Here is a 19,505-nt window from a genome sequence, read left to right as displayed (position 1 = left end):
GGAGCAGAATCAGGCAGGCAGGTCAGCTGTGGTGGGCAGGTCTGCTGTGTCCGGCAGGTCTGCTGTGTCTGGCAGGTCTGCGTAGGCGATGCGCTCCTGGGCGAACAGGGCCTCGCCGGCCGCGGCGACGAAGTAGGGGAAGCCCATGCGGCCGATCGGCGTGACGCGCTCGGGGTCGATGCGTCCGGGGCCGGCCAGGATGGCCTCGTCCACGGTGATGCAGAGGACCTCGACCAGCACCAGGTGGAAGCCGGAGAACCGGGCGCCCATGTCGCCGCGGTCGATCACCTCGCGCACCCGGCACTCCAGGTGCGCCGGGCTCTGCGCCAACGACGGCGGCGACACCATCCGGGACGGAACCGTCTCCCAGCCGACCACGTCCGCCTCCGAGACGTCAGTGGGGTACTCCCGCGCCACGGTCTCGATGTAGGGGCCCAGGGCCGCGCCGGTCACGTTGATGACCAGCTCGCCGGTGCGCTCGATGTTGGTCCAGGTGTCCTTGGGGGCGTCGGTGGCCTCCCGCAGCCCACCGATGGTGAGGGCGATCGTCGGTGGCTCGCCGCACACCGGCATGTAGTAGCTGTACGGGGCGACGTTGAGCTGGCCGTCGGCGCCGACGGTGGTGATCATCGCGATGGGGCGCGGGACCACCAGGTGCGAGAGCAGGCCCTGCTTCTGGGCGGCGGTACGGCCCGTCATCTCCAGGGTCGTCCAGGTGGGGCTGGCACTCATGAGCGGCACTCACTCTCACTTGATGTGATACGGCATGTCGTTAAGCGAGATGGTTCGCGAACAAGCGGAACGGTGTCAACGGTTTCTTCGCGCCTGGTACGAACTAGAAACACACGCTCACATCAGGTAACCGCGACGAAACGAAGCTGAGCCATAGAGCACCTGTCTCGTAATGAAAGACGGCATCTTCACCTGTTCCCGTCCGCTGCTCAGCGCAGCGGACGGCCCAGGAGGGTGCCCGCGAGGGTGTCCTCGGTGTAGCCGTCCGGGCGCAGCCCGCGTCGCTGCAGCTCGGGCACCAGCAGCCCGGACACCTGGTCCAGCGCACCGGGCATGGACCCGGGGTTGGTCACCATGAACCCGCCGCGGGCGCCGGTGGCCTCGTGCTGCTCCTGCAGCTCGTCGGCCACCTGCTCGGCGGTCCCGGCGATGGTCTGGTCGTAGCCGGTGGCGTGGCGCCAGCCCTCGTCGAAGAACTCCGCACGGCTGATCCGCGCGTCGGCACCCATCCGGTCGACCAGCTGGCTGACGAACCCGGCCTGGCTGGCCTGCGCCGCCTCGATCTGCTCCTGCACCTCGCCCAGCACGAACGACTCGGGCAGCCGGGAGAAGTCGAACCCGCAGTTGTAGGACAGGTAGGTCCCGATGCCCTCCAGCGAGAGCTGGTCGAGCATCGCCGCCCGCTGCCGCTGCGCCTCCTCCGCGGTGGCGGCGACGATGAGCTGGACCGCCCAGAGGATGCCCACCTCCGCCGGGTCGCGCCCGGCCGCCACCAGCTCGTGGTCGAGGGCGGCGCGGTGGCGCAGCTGCCACTCCCGGTGCCCGCCCACGCCGAACACCACGTCGGCGAAGGCGGCCGAGGCCGCGATGCCCCGCGGCGACGACCCCGCCTGCACCAGCACCGGACGCCCCTGCGGGCTGGGCACGCTGGGCAGCGGCCCGCGCACGGCGAAGTGCTTGCCACGGTGGTGGATCGGGTGCACCTTGGCGGGGTCGCCGTACTGCCCGGTGGTCCGGTCGGCCACGATCACGTCCGGCTCCACCGACGCCCACAGCTGGCGGCAGACGTCGACGAACTCCTCCATCAGCTCGTAGCGCTCCCCGTGGGGCAGCAGCGCGTCGAAGCCGTAGTTGGCCGCGTCCGACAACCGGCCCGACGCCACCACGTTGAGCGCGATGCGCCCACCGGTGACGTGGTCCAGGGAGTTCATCAGCCGGGCCACGTAGAAGGGATGCAGGTAGGTGGAGGAGTAGGTGAGCCCAAAGCCGATGTGCGAGGTGTGCTGCGCCATGGCCGCGATCACCGGGCTCATGTCCTGGCGGGGCCACTGGATGCCCCAGCGCACCGCCGCGTCCAGCGAGCCCTTCCAGGTGTCCGGGATGCCCACCCCGTCGCCGAAGAACAGCATGTCCACGCCCGCGCGCTCGGCGCTGACGGCCAGCTCGGTGAACATCCGGTGGTCGGGATAGCTCGTGCCCACCCACGAGCCGGGGGCGGCCCAGCGGCCCTCGGTGTGGGTGAACGACAGGTCGTAGGCCAGCTTCATCAGGACGCCACCGCTCTCGTCAGGCCGTCGCCCAGGGCGTGGCGCAGCTCGGTGCTGCTCGTCAGCCGGGCAGCGTGCGCCGCCAGGATCCCCAGTGCCGCCCCGTGCTCGGCGGCGGTGTAGCTGGCCACCGCGTCGGCGGCCACCAGCACTCGGTAGCCCAGCTGCGCCGCGTCCAAGGTGCTGGCCAGCACGCAGCACTCGGTGGTCAGTCCGGCCGTGCACAGCCACTGCACCCCGGCGTCGCGCAGCACCTGGTCCAGCTCGGTGCCCAGGAAGGCGCTGTAGCCCCGCTTGCTCACCACCGTCTCCCCCGGCGCCGGGCTCAGCTCGAACCACTCGACCCCGGCGCTGCCCTGGACGCAGGGCTCCTCGGCCGGCCACGGGGTGTCAGCGGTCAGTCCGCGCAGCCAGCGCGAGGACTCCCACGGCTGGTCGGGGGTCTGCTCCAGGCGCACCCACACCACCGGGACGCCGGCGGAACGGAAGGCGTCCACCAGCTCACCGGTGCGCTGCACCGCCGTGGCCACCGCGGCCAGTCCGTCCTCGTCCACCCACCCCAGGTGGGCGGGGTCGGCGAAGTCGCGCTGCACGTCGATCACCAGCAGGGCCCCGTGGGCAGCGGGCCCGGGCAGGGTCACACCCGTGCCTGGTTCAGCTTGGGCAGCACCAGGGTGCCGAAGTGCTCCAGGTCCACCACGTAGTCCGGGAAGATGAGCATCAGCCCGTCCAGCTCGGCGTAGCTGACCAGCTCCTCGATCTTCTCCAGCACCGTCTCCGGCGACCCGGCGACCACCTCGGACTGGAAGCCGGCCTGCTCCTGGGCCTTGGCGCTGGGGGTGGCGTTCTTGTCGGTCTGCATGCCGTAGGCGATGGCCATGTTCTCCAGCGCCTCCCGGTCCACGCCTCGGGAGTACTCCCGGCAGCGTGCCTCGGCGGCGGCGTCGGTCTCGTCCATCACCACGGTGGTCATCGTGTAGGTCTTGATCGCCCGCCCCTGCTCGGCGGCCGCCTGCTTCACCTCCCGGCTGACCTGCTGCAGCCCGGACAGGTCGAAGGCGGAGAGGAACGACGCGTCGCAGTACTTGGCCTGGAAGTCGATGCCCGCCGGGGAGCGCCCGGCGCAGATCAGCGTGGGGGTCTTCTCCGGGTGCGGCCGCGAGGAGCAGTCCTCCAGGTTGAAGAACTCCCCGTGCGCGGTCACCGAGTCCTCGCTCCACAGCCGCAGCAGCAGCTGCACCCACTCCTCGGAGTACCGGTAGCGGTCAGCGTGGTCGAGGTGCTCCGGCCACAGGCCCATCTGGGCGAACTCCTGGGAGTAGGAGCCCACCACCACGTTCATGCCCACCCGGCCGTTGCTGATCTGGTCGAGGGTGGTGAACATCTTGGCCACGATCGCGGGGTTAAACAGGATGGTGTGCACGGTGGACCAGATCTTGACCCGCTCGGTGGCCTCGGCCAGCCCGGCCATCATGGTCATCGACTCCAGGGTGCGGCCCCAGTGGTCGGTGCGACCGCCGTAGCCGCGCCACTTGCCCTGCGACATCACGAAGTCGAAGCCGAGCCGGTCGGCGGCGACGGCGGCCTGCTTGTTGTAGTCGTAGGTGGCCTCGATCGGCGGCGTCGTGTCGGACACGATCCATCCGCCGTTGGAGATGGGCAGGAAAACTCCGTACTCGGTGGTGCTCACTGGTGGCCTCCGCCTGGGGTGGGTGGGGTTCACACGCCACGCCCGTCCGGGGTCTCGGTAGACGTGTCCGGGAGCGGGGCGGAAGCGTTCTCGTCGACGGCCCAATGGTGTGTGAGGTTCTCGGGTTCCTTCGTGGTCGCGGGTCAGAGGATGAAGCTCAAGCGGGCTCCCGGGTTCATCGACTCGTTGGTGAGGACCGAGCGCCGCAGCAGGAAGCGCAGCCCGTCCGGCTGCACCTGCAGCAGGTGGTCGTAGCGGCCGACGTAGGTGAACTCCCCGCCGTCGCGGAAGCGGTTGACGACGAAGTTCGCCGAGACCCGCAGCTGGTCGCCCGCCCGCTCGGTGAGGCGGACGTTGCTCACCAACCGGTTGGTCCGCGAGTGCGGGTTCTCTGCGTGCGCCTTGCGGCTCTTCAGCCGCTTCACCCTGGCGCGCACCAGGTCCCAGTCGTCGGCGACGAAGTAGCCGGCGTTCTCCGGGCCGAGCCCGGTGATGTCGGTGGTGGGCACCTGCATCGCCGCACCGGGTACGAAGAGCGTGAGCCAGTCGTCCAGGCGCCACTCGTCCAGCGCGGCCGCCTCGGCGAAGAGGAAGTCCTCCACCTCCGCACGGACGACCGCCCGGTCGCTGCCCTGCTCCTGCGGCGGGACGGTCCCGTTCGGCAGCACTTCGCTGGTGTGCACTGCACCGGTGCTCATGCCACGCCTCCCAGCCGGCTCGCGTCGGGGCCGATCCCGGGCAGCTCGCCGACGCGTCGGCTCCAGTGCCGCCAGAAGCTGCGCATCACGCCCTCGTCGATGGAGCGTCCGCGCGGTCCGGTTAGGTCGTCGGCCATGCCGCGGGACATGTCGCTCCAGTCCAGGTCGGTGTCGGCGAAGCCGCCGAAGGGGTCGAGGTCGGCGGTGGCGACCACCCCCCGCTGCACGGCCTCGTAGGCCTCGATGTCGTCGGGAGTCGCGAGGCCGCCGGGGCCGACGAAGCTGGCCATCGTCTTCAGCCGCAGGGCGCGGACGTCGTCGGGCTCGTCCCGCTCCACCAGCTGCCAGGCCCGCACGTCGGTCACCCCGGGCTCCACCGGCTCCAGCTGCCGGATGGTCAGTGCCTCCAGGTCGAACAGCAGCAGGTTGGGGAAGACGAACAGGATCTTGGAGGAGTCCGCCACGGCCGCGGCCCGCTCGGCGCCGAGCCGGGCGACCAGCTCCTTCCGCTTGGCCTCGGTGCGGATCTTCTCCCGCTCCCCGAAGCGGGGCTCCCAGATCATCCCGATGCGGCCGTTGTGCCCGGTGAGCACAGCCAGGCCGTGGCCGTCGCCGAGGTCGTGGGCGTACTGGGCGTCGTCGTTGACCGCGAAGCCGGTCTCCCGCAGGTACCCGACGAAGGTGTTGTGCGTGGGGGCGAAGTGGTATCCGTCCATGGCGTTCTCCACCGCCAGCTTCCAGTTGCCCTTGACGCTGTAGCGCTGCACGCCGGGCACGGTGGTCATGCCGCTGGGCCCGATCGAGGCGGTCATCGACATGACGTCGGCCGCCTTGCCCAGGTGCTCCAGCAGGTCGGGCACCTGCTCGTCGAAGGCGACGAAGACGAAGCCCTCGTGGATGCCCAGGCGCGGGACCGTGCGCAGCGACAGCGACTCGACGAACGCGCTGTCCTGCGGGTAGGCGTCGCTGTCCGGCAGGGCCGCCAGCTCGCCGGAGTTCTTGAACGTCCACGCGTGGTAGAAGCACTGGAAGTTCTTCGCCCGGCCCTCCGGCTCACGGCACAGGATGGTGCCGCGGTGCGGGCAGGCGTTGAGGTAGGCCTGCACGGTGCCGTGCCGGTCCCGCACGAAGATCAGCGGGCGCCCGCCCAGGGTGCGGGTCTTGAAGTCGCCGGCCTCGGGGATCTCGGTCTCGTGGCCGAGGTAGAGCCAGGTGTGACCCCAGATCTCGTTGCGCTCGCGGTTGAACACCGCGTTCTCCCGGTACGCCGAACGGTGCACCTTGAAGGTGAGGGCCTCCCAGTCCTGGGCGATCAGCGTGTTGCCGACCTCCAGGCGCTCGTCCACTGCCGTGGCCCCGGGCGAGTCGATCATGGTCATAAGGGGCGCTCCCACGAGTTGGTCAGTCAGCGCTGCCGTTGTGCACCAGCGCTGTCGGTTTGACTGAGATGCCGTCTCGAACTACGAGATATTCGACCAACCGCTCGTGGGGCCTGTCAACCGGTTGCGGCCCTGGGGCACAGGGTTTTACCGGGCCGTCTTCCAGAGTTAACGCACCGCCGAGACTCTGCTCAGCCGGGACAGCACCACGCTGGCCAGGGCCGCAGCAGCGGCCACCGCGGCAAAGGCCACCGCCCAGCTGGAGAGCTCCACCACGGTGCCCATCACTGGCGGCGTGAGCGCCATCCCGGCGGCCACCGCGGTGTTCTGGACGCCCAGCACGAACCCGATGCGCCGCGGGTCGGCCAGCTCGCCCACCGCGGTGAACGCCAGCCCGTTCCAGCTGATGGCCGCGAAGCCCGCCAGCACCAGCGCGGCCACCGCCACCACGCCGCCGACCAGCTCACCCGCCGCGGCCGCCAGCAGCAGGCCGGTGGTCACCAGTGCCACCGCGCGCAGCGGCCCCACCCGCGATCCCGTCCGGTCGCTCCACCAGCCCAGCCCGATGCGGGCAGCGCCGCCACCCAGCTGCACCACCGCCAGCAGCACCACGGCTGTGGCGGCGGAGATGCCGTGGCCGTCCACCAGGTAGATCACCAGGAAGCTGACGATGGTGAGCTGCGGGATCACCAGCAGGGCGGAGACACCGCACAGCAGCACCACGGCACGGCTGCTTCCCGCCGGCTGGGCCGGTTCACCTGCGGTTTCCTCGTCGCCGTCCGGCGGGCTGCGCGGGTCGGTGACGAACACGCAGACCACCACCGCCGCCACCACGAGCACCACGGCGGCGGAGAGGAAGGCCCCGGGCAGGCCCCAGGCGCGCGCGGCCACCGGCAGACCCAGCGCCGCCAGTGCGGCACCCAGCGGGATGGCGGTCTGCCTGGTGCCCATGGCGATTCCGCGCTGGCGACGCGGGAACCACATGATCACCGCACGGCCGCTGGCGGCGTTGACGCTGGCGCAGGCGGCGCCCGCCAGCAGCAGCGAGACCATCAGCACCGCCACGCTGCCCGCCCGGCTGGCCCCCACCAGGGCGGCGGCGGTGAGCAGCAGCCCCCACGTCATCACCCAGCGCTCGCCCACCCGGTCGGCCAGCCAGCCCCAGGGGACCAGCGCCAGCAGCAGACCCACGGTGCTGGCGGCGAGCACCAGCCCGAGGGCGGCCAGCGACAGGTCGTGCTCGGCGCGCAGCGTGGTCGCCAGGCTGGGCAGACCCTGCAGCACCGACGCGGCCGCGCCCTGGGCGAACACCCCCGCGGCGAGCACCACCCAGCGGTAGGCAGGCGCGGAGCGAGCCAGCCGGCGCTGCGGCAAGGTGCCGGCAGGGACCGCTTCGGACCGCTCCGCCTGCACCATCTCCTCATCTTGTAATGCATGACGACATCGTGTCAATCAATATCGAAGCCTCGCCCCCTAGCAACCCGCCCGCCCCGGGAGCGACACGGCAGGTGGCGCGTCGGCGCCACCCCTCGCGTTCGCTGGTTCCGCTCGACCCCCAGGCCGCGGACAGCTCTCCGCGCACTCGAGACAACTTGCCCAACCATTGTCACTGGTACCCACTAGAATGGCGCACACGCGATTGCCACAGCCATTCCTCGACGAGGGAGAAGGGCGCCACATGGCGTTTCTCGGAAAGCGTTCCCCGGGCCACCCAGCCCCATTCCTCCGGGGCGGCCTGGCGCCCAGGCGCGAGATGGTCAAGCGACTAAGACTGCGGACACCCGCCAACGGGTGGACAGTGAGCCGAGTGCGCATCCCTCGTCGACCCGTCCGTTACCTCGTCGTGGCGCTGGCAGTGCTGTTCGCCGCGGCACTAGTCCCGGTGTTCGTGCACGCGGAACGACAACCGCTGGACGGACCGTGGGAGCCGACGTTCGACATGGGCCGCTCGCTGGTCACCAACGAGGTCGCCTACCGGTCCCCGCGCCGGCCCGGGGCCGTGACCTCACCGGACTGGATTGTGACGAGCGGATCGCTGTTCGCCGACGGCGGGCGGGCATGGTCGGGCTACCCCGACGACGCCTCGCCCGACGTCAGCTCCAGCCGCGGAACCGGGTCCGCGGTGCTGCGAGCGGTGAGCAGGCCGGACCACTTCGCGGACGTACGGTTTCACCTGAGCCTGGAAGTGGCGGCGCCGACCACCTCAGCCCGCACGGGCATGCACAGCTGGGACGGCGTGCACCTGTTCGTGCGCTACACCTCACCAAGCCAGCTGTACGCGGTCACGGTGTGTCGTCGGGACGGGACGACAGCGATCAAGAAGAAGGCGCCGACCGCCGGCGCTCCCGCCTCGGGCCGCTACACCACCATGGCGTCGGGGTCGTTGCCGTGCACCGTCGAGCGGCCGGTGGACGTGGACGTGGACGTGCGCAACGCCGCCGACGGGGTCCACGTCGCCCTGCTGGTCAACGGAGCTCCAGTGCTCTCCGCCGTCGACAGCGGGCAGGACGGGACCCCTGCGCTGACCGGTCCTGGACGCGTGGGCGTGCGCGGGGACAACACCGAGCTCCGCTTCGGCAGTGTCACGGTGAGCAAGGCCAGCTAGCCCTTTCCGACACTGGTGTCAATTCTTTGTGGTCACCGTAAGTGCAATGGGACCACTTTAAGTGGCCAATTCTGACCATTACGCACAACTCTTTGTGACAGCAGTTCTACAGAGAGAGATTTTGCCGTTCTACCTCCGTTTTCGGTAGACCGTGGTAATAGTCACACTCGCCCTTCTTTCCGGTTGACAAGGGTCGCCCCGCACTGGGAATCTCTGCGCAAATACTTTGAGGTTTCTCGGGCGGAAATTGCTGCCAAGGTCGCCACCGACGACGCAACTGGCCACGCGGTCGCACGCACACGCTGTTTGACCAGCCGAACTGCCTACCAGGGGGGTAAGTGGTGAACGTTGACCTGTCCACCCCGACCGCAGTCACCACCGGCAGCCGCGTCGTCTCACCCGTGTCGCCGCCGGGGGGCGCGACCACCTTCACCTACGACGTGGCCGTGGTGGGTCTCGGCTACGTCGGCCTCCCCACGGCGCTGGCGTTCCACCACGCCGGCGACCGGGTGGTCGGGATCGACCTCGACCCACAGCGGCTGCACGCGATCGCCCGGGGCCAGGTGGACCTGCTCGGGGCCGACCAGGACCGGCTCGCCGTGGCTCTCGCCGACCCGGAGCTTCTGCTGACCGACCAGCCGTGGCGCCTGCGGGAGGCCGCCGCGGTCATCATCTGTGTGCCGACCCCGGTCGACGCGGCTCGCAACCCGGACCTGCGGGCGCTGCGCCGCGCGTGCGCCGCCCTGGTCCAGCTGGCCGTGCCCGGGCAGACCTTGGTCCTGACCTCGACCTCCTACGCCGGATGCACCCGCGACCTGCTCGTCGACCCGCTCCGCGTGCGCGGCCTGGTGGCGGGGCAGGACGTCTTCGTGGCGTTCAGCCCCGAGCGCATCGATCCCGGCAACGCCCGGTACCCGCAGGAACAGGTCACCCGGGTGGTCGGTGGAGCTAGCGCCGGCTGCACCGTGGCGGCCGCCGGGCTCGTCGCGCGGGCGGCCGGGTCGGTGCACGAGGTGGACTCGCTCGAGGTGGCAGAGATGGCCAAGCTCGTGGAGAACACCTTCCGGGCCGTGAACATCGCGCTCGCCAACGAGTTCGCCGACGTGTGCGCCACCGTGGGGGTGGACGTGAGCGACGTGATCGATGCCGCCGCGACCAAGCCCTACGGGTTCATGCCGTTCTACCCGGGGCCGGGGGTGGGAGGCGAGTGCATCCCGTGCGACCCGCACTACCTGCTCTGGCAGCTCCGCCGCCAGCAGGTGCACGCACCCCTGATCTCCGCCGCCATGACGGCGATCGCACGGCGGCCCAGCCAGGTCGTGGAACGGGTTGCGCAGACGCTGCGCGGGCTGGGCCACGCCGTGCGCGGTGCCCGCGTGCTCGTCGTCGGCGTCACCTACAAGCCCGACGTGGCCGACGTGCGGGAGTCCCCAGCGCTGGCCATCCTGGCCGAGCTGTCCGCGGCCGGCGCGGTGGTGAGCTTCTACGACCCGCTCATCACCAGCGTGGGCCTGGCCGACGGGTCCGTGCTCACCGGGGTCGCGGACCCCGCCGCTGTCACCGTCGACGTCGCCGTGCTGCACACCGCCCACAGCTCCCTCGACCTGGGCTGGCTCACCGCGGTCCCTGGCGTCGTGGACACCACCTACCGGCTCGACGGTGTTCCGCACCGCGACGTCCCGTGACGAGTCGTTGACTCTCCACGACGGGGTCCGCGGCAAGCACCGCCACGCCGGCCTGAGTCCCCCCCGCCGCCCGCGGTCGGCCGCCCGCCACCCTGACCCGAACCTCGTCGCCCCGGACGTGACGGCGGCGGTAGCGACGGCCCGGACGGGACAGGCGCTGACCACACGCGGCAGGGGCGCGCACCGTGCGCCGCGGAGCGTGGTGGCCGAGCGGCGCGCCCTCTACCTGGCGATCGCGGTGCTGGTGGCGATCGTGGTGGCCGTGAAGATCGTCTCCGTCGAGGTGCTGCGGGAGGAGCCCGTCCTGCTGGCCTACGGGCTGGTCACCTCCGGCTACATCCTTTCCAGGTACGCCCTCGCCTGGTGCTACGTGCCTCAGCCCCCCCAGCTCTCGCCCACCGGCCTGCCCTCGGTGGCGCTGATCGTGCCGGCCTACAACGAGCAGGACGAGATCGCGGCCACCGTGACCGCGTGCCTCGACGTCGACTACCCCGCCCACCTGCTGCGCGTGGTCGTGGTCGACGACTGCTCCACCGACGACACGCTGGCCCGCGTGCGCGAGCTGCAGCGCACCCGCGAGAGCCTGGTCGTCGTGCCGCAGCCGGAGAACCGCGGAAAGCGGCACGCCATGGCCACCGGGATCGACTTCGCCGGCGAGGCCGAGGTCTTGGTGTTCATCGACTCCGACTCCCGGCTCGAGCCCGAGTCGGTCGCCACGATGATGCGCTACTTCGCCGACGAGTCGGTCGGGGCGGTCACCGGTCACACCGACGTCCTCAACCGCAACACCAACGTGCTCACCCGCATGCAGGCGGTCCGCTACTTCGTGGCCTTCCGGGTGCACAAGTCTGCGGAGGCGCTGTTCGGCTCCGTCACCTGCTGCTCGGGGTGCTTCTCGGCCTACCGGCGCACCGCCGTCGACCCGGTGCTCGAGGAGTGGCGCAACCAGACGTTCCTCGGCGAGCCGGCCACGTTCGGGGACGACCGCAGCCTGACCAACCTGATGCTGCAGAAGTGGAAGGTGCTCTACGCGCCCGACGCCTACGCCCACACCAACGTGCCCGACGACATCAAGACGTTCCTGCGCCAGCAGCTGCGGTGGAAGAAGAGCTGGACGCGGGAGTCGCTGCGGGCGTGCCGGTTCATGTGGCGGAAGAACCCGATCATGTCGGTGTCGTTCCTCCTCGGCTTCGTGCTGCCGCTGCTGGGACCGCTGGTCGTGGCCCGCGTCGTGTGGCACCTGTTCGCCCTCGACCCGGTCGCCCCGGTGTGGTTCCTCGGTGGCGTGGTGGTGATGGCGCTGATGTACGGCCTCTACTTCCGCGTGCACCGCCCCGAGCGCATCTGGGCGTACAGCATCCTGTTCTCGCTGCTCTACGCCTCCGTCTTCGTCTGGCAGATGCCCTACGCGATCCTGACCATCCGCAACTCCAAGTGGGGCACGCGGTGACCGCTTCGGGCCGCTACCCGCTGCTGCGGCGCTTCCCCGGACCGCCCCGCCCGGTCGGCAGCCCCGTAGTCCACGGCGCTCCGCGGCCCCGGCGGAGGGGCTCGCCCTGGGCCACCGCGGGGCTGACGTTCACCCTGGTCGTGGCAGTGGTCGCCGGGGGTGGCGCGTTCCTCTACGACCGGCTGACCGACACCATCGCCCACTCCCCGCTCACCGACGGCCTGTCCGCCCAGCCCGACCACCCGGAGGACGCGCAGGGCCGGACCCCGCTGAACATCCTGGTCATCGGCTCGGACAGCCGGTCCACCGCCGACGACTGCGCGCTGGGCGGAAGCTGCGCGGCGGGGGGTGACCGGGGCGGCGCCAACGCCGACGTGCAGCTGCTCGTCCACGTGACCCCCGACCGCACGAGCGCGACCGTCACCAGCATCCCCCGGGACACCATCGTCGACGTGCCCCGCTGCAAGGACCGCTACGGACGGGTCCGGGATGCCCGCACCGGCCGCATCGGCAACACCCTGCAGGCCGCCCCCAGCTGCACCGTCGCCGCGGCCAGCCAGCTCACGGGCATGCGGATCGACCACTTCGTGCTCGTCGACTTCCGGGGGGTGGTGTCGCTGTCCAACGCCCTGGGCGGCGTCGACGTGTGTGTGGACGGCGACGTCTACGACCCGTACTCCGGGCTCAAGCTCGCCGCGGGCAGGCACTCGCTCGTCGGAGTGCCCGCGCTGCAGTTCCTGCGCACCCGCCACGGCTTCGGCAACGGCAGCGACCTCGGCCGCCAGCAGGCCCAGCAGGCGTTCCTCGCCTCGATGGTCACCAAGCTCACCAGCGCCGGCACCCTCGCCAACCCCGGGAAGGTGCTCTCCCTGGTCAACGCCGCCACCAAGGCCGTGACCGTCGACGACGACCTCGCCTCGGTCCCCGCCCTGCTGGACCTCGCCAACATCCTGCGCCAGGTGCCGCCAGCGCAGCTGACCTTCACCACCATGCCCACCGTGCCCAGCGCAGGCGGGGCGAACACGGTGGACCCGGCACCCGAGGCTGCGGCGTACTTCGACCGGCTTCGCAACGGCACCCCGCAACCGCTCACCCCGCCGCAGGCGACACCACCCGGGGTTCCCGCTCCTGCTGAGGTACCACCGGCCGCGCCGAGCCCGGCTCAGCCCGTGCTGCTCGCCCCCACCCCGAGGGCAGCGCCGGCACAACCCGCCGAGCCGGGTTGCATACCCGTCGCGCGGGGTCGCTCGACCCACCTCGGCACCCCTGCGCAGGCCTACGCCGCTAGTCCCGAGGTTCCCGACTCAGCGCCGCGGCGATGACCAGCACGCAGACGCAGAACGGGACCGCCACGTGCGTGACGGTCCCGTTCTGCGTTGTCTCAACCAACGTGCGCTCGAAGGGATTCGAACCCCTAACCTTCTGATCCGTAGTCAGATGCTCTATCCGTTGAGCTACGAGCGCGTGTTCATTCAGTTGTGCCGGTCTTGCGACCGACCCAGCGGAGGCTCCGGGATTCGAACCCGGGATGGGGTTGAAGCCCCAAACCGCATTAGCAGTGCGGCGCCATAGACCAGACTAGGCGAAGCCTCCCGAGGCGTAGAGCGAACCCTGCGGCCACCGGAAGAGAAGGTTACACAGGCGCATGGCCGCAGGGCAAAACGCCCCCCTGCTCCCCACCGGAAGCCCAGGTGAAGGGCTTGCCCGGGGCGGCAGCCGAGGCGCCTCGCTCAGCGCAGGTGGCTGTCGAACCAGTCGAACACCCGCTGCAGCGCCTCGGAGTCGGCGTCGGCAGAGTCGAACCGGTGGCCCGCCCCGTCGTAGGTGACCAGGTTGGTGGCCACCAGCGAGGTGGCGGCCGCGTCTCGCAGCGCCTCCACCTGCTCGACGGTGATGCCCTCGTCCTGGCCGTACAGGCCGAGCCACGGGCAGGCCAGCGACGGCGCGAGGTCCAGCAGCGTGGGCAGCCCGCGGGACAGTGGCTGGTCGATCCCAGCGCCGGCCACGGTCACCGCAGCACCGATCTGCCGGCTGGAGGCCACCATCAGCGCCACCGAGCCGCCGAGGTCGAAGCCCATCACCCCGGTCCGGTCAGCGTCGATGCCACGGGCGGCGAGCCAGGAGAAGGTGGCATCGCAGTCCTCCAGCACCATCTCCGCGTCCAGCTCGTCGGCACTGCCACCCCCACCCTGGTGGCGGTGGTACAGGTGTGGCGCGACCGCCACCCAGCCCTCCCCCGCCAGAGCCTCCTGCAGGTGCTGCACGGCCTCGGCGCCCTCGTGGGCGCCCTGCAGCACCACGATGCCGCCCCGCGCCACGGTGTCGGGCTCCTGGACGGTCAGCGGCACGCGCTGGCCGCCCGGGCCCCTGGCAAAGTCCGGCGTCGCCCCGTCCAGCGCGGCGACCTCTACGTGTGATCCCGACATGCGGCCAGTGTCCCACCGCACACACTCCACGGCCATAGCACGCGTGGCCTCGGCCTGGCCAGGGTCGCGGCCGGTGGAGTGCCCGCCGGGCCCTACCCTGGGTGGGTGCCTGCATCCCACGTCCGCACCGACCTCGACGCCGTGCCCGCCTACGTGCCGGGGCGGGCGGAGGCCGGGGCGATCAAGCTGTCCAGCAACGAAGTTCCGGGCGGCCCGCTGCCCAGCGTGCTGGCCGCGATCACCGACGCCGCCCAGCACGCCAACCGCTACCCGGACATGACCTCCCACGCGCTGGTGCAGGCACTGGCCGCCCACCTGGACGTGCCGGCAGAGCGCCTGGCGGTGGGCTGTGGCTCCTCGAGCCTGTTCACCCAGCTGGTGCAGGCCACCTGCCACGACGGCGACGAGGTGGTCTTCCCCTGGCGCTCCTTCGAGGCGTACCCGATCATCGTGCGGGTGGTGGGCGCGGCACCGGTTCCCGTACCGCTGACCGAGGACTTCCGCCACGACCTCGACGGCATGCTCGCCGCCATCACCGACCGGACGCGGCTGGTGTTCCTGTGCAGCCCGAACAACCCCACCGGCACGGTCATCCACACCGCGGAGCTGCACCGCTTCCTGGACGCGGTGCCGCCGCACGTGCTGGTGGTGCTGGACGAGGCCTACCTCGACTTCGTGCGGGACGCCGACGTCGCCGACGGCGTGCAGGTGGCCACCGACCGGCCCAACGTGGTGGTGATGCGCACCTTCTCCAAGGCCTTCGGCCTGGCCGGGCTGCGGGTGGGCTACTGCTACGCCTCCCCCGAGGTCGCCGCGGGCGTGCGCAAGGTGGCAGTGCCCTTCGCGGTCAGCGCGATCGCCCAGGTGGCCGCCATCGCCTCGCTGGAGGCTGCCGACGAGCTGGCGCAGCGCTGCGAGCAGGTGGCCACCGAGCGGGTGCGAGTGCGAGCGGCGCTGCTGGCGGCCGGGTACTCCGTGCCCCCCACCGAGGCGAACTTCGTGTGGCTGCCCCTGGGCGAGGACTCCACCGCCTTCGCGGAGAAGTGCGCGGCCGATGGCGTGCTGGTGCGGGCCTTCGCCGGTGAGGGCGTGCGGGTGAGCATCGGCACCCCGGCGGAGAACGACGCGTTCCTGACGATCGCGTGCCGCTGAGGGCAGTCCCTCAGCGGCACGCGAGCACCGCTGCCCGGCTCAGCTGAGGGTGAGCCGCAGCGTGTTGTCGGGCACCGAGATGGACGACACCAACCCGTCCGCCAGCCCGCAGCCCGCGAAGGAGGGGATGGCGTAGGAGCCGGTGAGCTCCGAACCCAGGCGGGCGTCACCGCTGGAGGTGAGCGTCACCGTGACCGGGGCCGTGGTCTCGCAGGTGCTGCCGATCAGCGGCTGCACGGAGTACCCGAAGAACGACAGGTCCTCCAGGTGCAGGCGGGCCTGGAAGCTCAGCGTGCTGCCGGTCTCGGAGTAGCTGGCCTGCACCGGGATCGCCGTGCCCTGGGCGTTGGTGGTGGGACGCAGCGACAGCGTGGTGCGGGCCGGAACCAGACCGAACAGCAGCGAGAAGTCCGCCGTCACCGGCGGCAGCTGCAGGCTGTCGCCGCTGGGGGAGGCGCTGAGCGTGCCCGCGCCCACCGGCGCCGTGGCCTGCAGCGCCGCCAGGGTGGTGCTGCCGGACACCGGGGTGCCACTGGTGCCCAGCACCGTGCCGCGCTCGTCCAGCGCCTGCACCCGCACCACCGGGCCTGCCGACGCAGGGAGGGTGAGCGCGGTCTCGAACCCGGTGCGCGGCTGGCGGGCGCCGATCGGCTCCAGGCTGGTGGCGTCGGCACCGGCGAGCACCTGGTAGGAGCGCACCTCGGTGGCGCCGTTCCAGCTGACGTGCACGGTGCTGCGGTCGCCGCTCACCACTGCGCTGGGTCCGCCGGTCGGCGCGCCCTTCCACGGGGCGCTGTAGGCGCGGTATCCGGCCTCGGTGAAGCCCATCTCCAGGGTCGGGGTGCCGTCAGCGTCGAGCAGGGTGGCCCGCGGGACGCCGCCCAGGCCCAGCAGCCGGCTGCCGTCGGGCAGGGTCTGCATGTTGGCGGCGAAGCCGGCGGCCGCTCCGGGCGAGGGCCGGTAGACGTCGGTGATCACCGACGTGCCCGGGGCACCGGCGACCGGGTCGGTGAGGGTGAACTGCAGGCCGCGCGTCTCCCCGTTGCCGCAGCGCTGCGGGATCCCGAGCGCGGAGGCGTTGTCCAGCACGGTGTAGGTGTTGGGGGCGACCTCCTGCACGTCGTGCTGCCAGCAGTACTCGTGCGCCTCGGACGCGGCCACACCCGGCCCGGCAGTCATTGGCCCGAAGCTGCTCCGCTTGCCACCGTGGGTCCAGATGAGGTCACCGGTGCTGCGGCTGATCTTGTAGGAGGCCCAGGTGTGCCGGGCGGAGACCAGGAGGTTGCCGTCGGCGGTCTGCTGCACGGAGTTGCCGTGGATGTAGTCCCAGGGCAGAAAGAGCGCGCGGGGGAAGTAGGAGTCGGCGATGTCGACGTGGTCCAGGGCGTGCCACTCGAAGAGCTTCTTGCCGGTGTCGACCTCCACCTCCTGCACCACGAAGTCGATGATGTCGCCCAGCGGCGTCCACACCGAGGCGTAGATGCCCACCAGCGCGGTGCCCTGCGGCGTGATCTCGACCTCGTGCAGGTCGGCCTGGTAGCCGTCCGCGGCGCGCACCGTGTGCACCCGCTGGTAGCTCTGGTCGACCAGCACGTACTCACCCTGGCCGCTGCCGGGCACCGCGGAGCTGTTTCCGCTGTAGTAGGCCAGCAGGTTCTCACCGCGGTAGGTGACCGGCTTGACGGTGCCGAAGATGTTGCCGCCGGCCTTGGCGTGCCAGACCAGCTCACCGGTGCGGTCGTAGATGCCCGGGCCCGGGGCCATCGAGGTGAAGATCTTGTCGCCACTGGCGTCGGCGTCCGGGCCGGAGGCGCACGCGCCGGGCACGACGCCCAGGTCGGGCTGGGTGACGTACTGGCGCGGCGCGGCTTGGCAGGGCGTGGGAGCTGCGGCGGCCGCTGCGACGTCGGTGCCGGCGACGAGGGCGGCGGGGTCGATGGCCGCGCCGGGACGAGCCACGGTGAAGGTGTACTCCGAGCTGCCGGTGTCGGCGAAGGAGATGCCCGCTGCGCGGATGCTCACCTGCTCCCCCGGCACGAAGTCCTCCGCCGGGTTGAAGGTCACGCCCTCGGCGGCGCTCAGCCGGGTGAGCACGCCGGGGTGCTCACCGCTGACCGAGCCGGTGACGGTGACGCTGGCGACCGCGGCGGGATCGACGCCCCGGACGGTGATGTCGGCGCCGGCAGCGGCGTGGGCGTCACCCGGCGCGGGAAACGCGGTGGCGGCCCGGGTCTCGCTGGGTGCGGCCGACGCCGCGGCCGGCACCAGGACGGGGAACAGGCTCGCCGCCAGCACCACCGCCGTCGTCGTCCCGACAGCCCGGCTGCGGGTGATCCCCGTGAGCTTGATCCTTCTGCGGCGCATACCTTTTCCCCCCAAGACCGTCCCCTGTGGATGTTCGTGTCATTGGAGGTCAAGGTAGACCAAAGTCAACGCAGTGCGCTGACGATCTGACCGAGTGTCACAAAACCTTTACTGAGGTGAATGAGCTCTCGAGACCACCGGCTCACTCAGAACGCCAAGGTGGCCACCCAGTAGCAGATCGCAGCCAGCAGCGCCGCTGCCGGGAAGGTGAGGATCCAGGCGGTGAGCATGTTGCCCGCCACGCCCCAGCGCACCGCGGAGAGCCGCTTGGTGGTGCCCACGCCCATGATCGCCGAGGACATCACGTGCGTCGTGGACACCGGCGCACCCATTCCCGCCGAGGCGACGTAGAGCACCGACGCCGCGGTCATCTCGGCCGCGAACCCGTGCGGCGGGTCGAGCTCGATCACCTTGCGGCCCAGGGTGCGCATGATCCGGGTGCCACCCACGGCGGTGCCGGCGGCGAGCACGGCGGCGGTGGCCAGGAAGCACCAGAGCGGGATGTCGTGACCCTCCTGGCGGCCGGAGACCACCAGCGCCAGCACCACGATGCCCATCGTCTTCGCCGCGTCCTGCATGCCGTGGCCGAACGCCATCGCAGCGGCCGAGCACGTCTGGGCGTGGCGAAACCCGCGGCTGGTCCGCGAGGGCGAGGAGCTTCGGAAGATCCACATGATCGCGATCATCACCGCGTAGCCGACGACGAAGCCCACCAGCGGGGAGATCACCATGGGCACCAACACCTTGGTGGTGACCCCGTGCCACAGCACCTCCATGCTGCCGGCCAGCGCCGCGCCCACCATGCCGCCGATCAGCGCGTGCGAGGACGACGACGGCAGGCCGAACCACCAGGTGGCCATGTTCCAGCCGATGGCACCCACCAGGGCGCACGCCACGATGACCAGGGCCCGGTCGCTGGCGTCGATGTTGATGATGCCGGCACCCACGGTGGAGGCCACCTTGGCGCCGAAGAACGAGCCGAGCAGGTTGCCGACCGCGGCCATGGCCAGCGCGGTGCGCATGGTCAGCGCCCGGGTAGACACCGAGGTGGCGATGGCGTTGGCGGAGTCGTGGAAGCCGTTGGTGAAGGTGAAGGCCATCGCGAGGGCGATGACCAGCAGCAGCATCAGCATGTGCGCCGGTCACGACTCCTTGAGGACGATCGACTCGACGATGTTGGCCACCGTCTCGAACGCGTCCGCGGCGTCCTCGAGCTCGTCCCCGACGTCCTTGAGCTTCATCACCGTCAGCGCGTCGTAGTCGCCGCCGAACAGGTCGGCGAGCAGGCTGCGGTAGGTGCTGTCCGCCCGGTTCTCCAGGTTGTTGATCTCGATCCAGAAGCCGTCCAGCCCGTCCAGCGAGCGCAGCCGGGGCAGCGCCTCGGCGGTGACCTGCCCGCACTTGTCCAGGATCTCCACCATCTGGCGCATGTGCGCGGTCAGCTCGGTGATGCCGTAGAGGGTCATCAGCTGGGTGGCCGCCTCCATGTGGTCCATCACGTCGTCCAGTGCCGAGCCGAGCGAGTAGATGTCGGAGCGGTCGAAGGGGGTGACGAAGCTGGAGTTCAGGGTGCGGAAGAGCTCGTGGGTGATGTCGTCGCAGGCGTGCTCGAGCTCGGCCATCTTCTCGGACACCGTCACGAAGTCCGGGCTGGGCTGCAGCAGCTCGCTGAGCGTCTTGCCGCCGGAGGCGAGGTTGTGCCCGCACGAGCTGAACAGGTCGTAGAACAGGTTGTTCTTGGGTTTGAACCGGGAGAACACGGTGACAGTCTCCAATA

The 19,505-nt window shown here is 70.8% G+C and carries 16 protein-coding genes and 2 tRNA genes; 5 read left to right on the top strand and 13 right to left on the bottom strand.

The window, feature by feature from the left end; translation table 11 throughout:
• Positions 1–9: 9 nt before the first annotated feature.
• The 7 genes from AC3YO9_RS05505 to AC3YO9_RS05475 form a co-directional block, all read right to left on the bottom strand.
• A complete protein-coding gene (locus tag AC3YO9_RS05505; protein WP_489982398.1) occupies positions 10–732 on the bottom strand; it encodes a flavin reductase family protein in 723 nt (240 codons plus the stop codon).
• A gap of 209 nt (positions 733–941) precedes the next feature.
• On the bottom strand, positions 942–2,279 hold the full coding sequence (locus tag AC3YO9_RS05500) for an NtaA/DmoA family FMN-dependent monooxygenase (RefSeq protein ID WP_127781718.1): 1,338 nt from the start codon (positions 2,277–2,279) through the stop codon (positions 942–944).
• The gene (locus AC3YO9_RS05495; protein ID WP_489982397.1) at positions 2,279–2,920 is read right to left on the bottom strand and encodes a cysteine hydrolase family protein; all 642 of its coding nucleotides are present in this window, start codon (positions 2,918–2,920) and stop codon (positions 2,279–2,281) included. Before AC3YO9_RS05495 ends, AC3YO9_RS05500 begins: the two co-directional genes overlap by 1 nt.
• Positions 2,917–3,969, bottom strand: coding sequence for an LLM class flavin-dependent oxidoreductase (locus tag AC3YO9_RS05490; protein ID WP_489982396.1), 1,053 nt, complete (start codon positions 3,967–3,969; stop codon positions 2,917–2,919). Before AC3YO9_RS05490 ends, AC3YO9_RS05495 begins: the two co-directional genes overlap by 4 nt.
• Before the next feature lie 143 nt (positions 3,970–4,112).
• Positions 4,113–4,667: an aromatic-ring-hydroxylating dioxygenase subunit beta gene (locus tag AC3YO9_RS05485; protein ID WP_489982395.1), complete on the bottom strand. Its 555-nt coding sequence runs from the start codon at positions 4,665–4,667 to the stop codon at positions 4,113–4,115.
• Positions 4,664–6,046: an aromatic ring-hydroxylating oxygenase subunit alpha gene (locus AC3YO9_RS05480; RefSeq protein WP_127781714.1), complete on the bottom strand. Its 1,383-nt coding sequence runs from the start codon at positions 6,044–6,046 to the stop codon at positions 4,664–4,666. The genes AC3YO9_RS05485 and AC3YO9_RS05480 overlap by 4 nt, the downstream gene beginning before the upstream one ends.
• A gap of 168 nt (positions 6,047–6,214) precedes the next feature.
• Entirely contained in the window at positions 6,215–7,462 is a 1,248-nt protein-coding gene (locus AC3YO9_RS05475; RefSeq protein WP_489982394.1) for an MFS transporter, read from the bottom strand.
• 427 nt (positions 7,463–7,889) lie between these two features.
• Between AC3YO9_RS05475 and AC3YO9_RS05470 the strand changes: the two genes are divergently transcribed.
• From AC3YO9_RS05470 to AC3YO9_RS05455, 4 genes are all read left to right on the top strand, one after another.
• On the top strand, positions 7,890–8,651 hold the full coding sequence (locus AC3YO9_RS05470) for a hypothetical protein (protein ID WP_489982393.1): 762 nt from the start codon (positions 7,890–7,892) through the stop codon (positions 8,649–8,651).
• 338 nt (positions 8,652–8,989) lie between these two features.
• Positions 8,990–10,336: a nucleotide sugar dehydrogenase gene (locus AC3YO9_RS05465; protein WP_489982392.1), complete on the top strand. Its 1,347-nt coding sequence runs from the start codon at positions 8,990–8,992 to the stop codon at positions 10,334–10,336.
• 202 nt (positions 10,337–10,538) lie between these two features.
• A complete protein-coding gene (locus tag AC3YO9_RS05460) occupies positions 10,539–11,786 on the top strand; it encodes a glycosyltransferase family 2 protein (RefSeq protein ID WP_241249495.1) in 1,248 nt (415 codons plus the stop codon).
• Entirely contained in the window at positions 11,783–13,108 is a 1,326-nt protein-coding gene (locus tag AC3YO9_RS05455) for an LCP family protein (protein ID WP_489982391.1), read from the top strand. The genes AC3YO9_RS05460 and AC3YO9_RS05455 overlap by 4 nt, the downstream gene beginning before the upstream one ends.
• A 69-nt stretch (positions 13,109–13,177) precedes the next feature.
• Here the strand turns inward: AC3YO9_RS05455 and AC3YO9_RS05450 are convergent.
• The 3 genes from AC3YO9_RS05450 to AC3YO9_RS05440 all read right to left on the bottom strand — a co-directional run bounded on the left by AC3YO9_RS05450 (position 13,178) and on the right by AC3YO9_RS05440 (position 14,212).
• Positions 13,178–13,250 (bottom strand) — tRNA-Arg (locus AC3YO9_RS05450).
• Between the two features lie 38 nt (positions 13,251–13,288).
• A tRNA-Ser gene (locus tag AC3YO9_RS05445) sits at positions 13,289–13,379 on the bottom strand.
• 137 nt (positions 13,380–13,516) lie between these two features.
• A complete protein-coding gene (locus AC3YO9_RS05440; RefSeq protein WP_489982390.1) occupies positions 13,517–14,212 on the bottom strand; it encodes a dienelactone hydrolase family protein in 696 nt (231 codons plus the stop codon).
• 105 nt (positions 14,213–14,317) lie between these two features.
• On the opposite strand from AC3YO9_RS05440, the gene hisC reads away from it, so the two are divergent.
• Positions 14,318–15,364, top strand: a complete 1,047-nt coding sequence (gene hisC / locus AC3YO9_RS05435; RefSeq protein WP_127781709.1) for a histidinol-phosphate transaminase — start codon at positions 14,318–14,320, stop codon at positions 15,362–15,364.
• Positions 15,365–15,403: 39 nt separating this feature from the next.
• Here the strand turns inward: hisC and AC3YO9_RS05430 are convergent, their stop codons facing one another.
• From AC3YO9_RS05430 to AC3YO9_RS05420, 3 genes are all read right to left on the bottom strand, one after another.
• Positions 15,404–17,728: an arylsulfotransferase family protein gene (locus tag AC3YO9_RS05430; RefSeq protein ID WP_489982389.1), complete on the bottom strand. Its 2,325-nt coding sequence runs from the start codon at positions 17,726–17,728 to the stop codon at positions 15,404–15,406.
• Between the two features lie 146 nt (positions 17,729–17,874).
• Positions 17,875–18,861, bottom strand: coding sequence for an inorganic phosphate transporter (locus AC3YO9_RS05425; RefSeq protein ID WP_489982388.1), 987 nt, complete (start codon positions 18,859–18,861; stop codon positions 17,875–17,877).
• Positions 18,862–18,870: 9 nt separating this feature from the next.
• Positions 18,871–19,488, bottom strand: a complete 618-nt coding sequence (locus AC3YO9_RS05420) for a DUF47 domain-containing protein (RefSeq protein ID WP_489982387.1) — start codon at positions 19,486–19,488, stop codon at positions 18,871–18,873.
• Positions 19,489–19,505: the final 17 nt, after the last annotated feature.

This window comes from Rhodococcus sp. Z6_132 (assembly GCF_058133635.1).
Note: the sequence above shows the minus strand (reverse complement) of the source record. Positions and strands in the feature narration are given on the sequence as shown.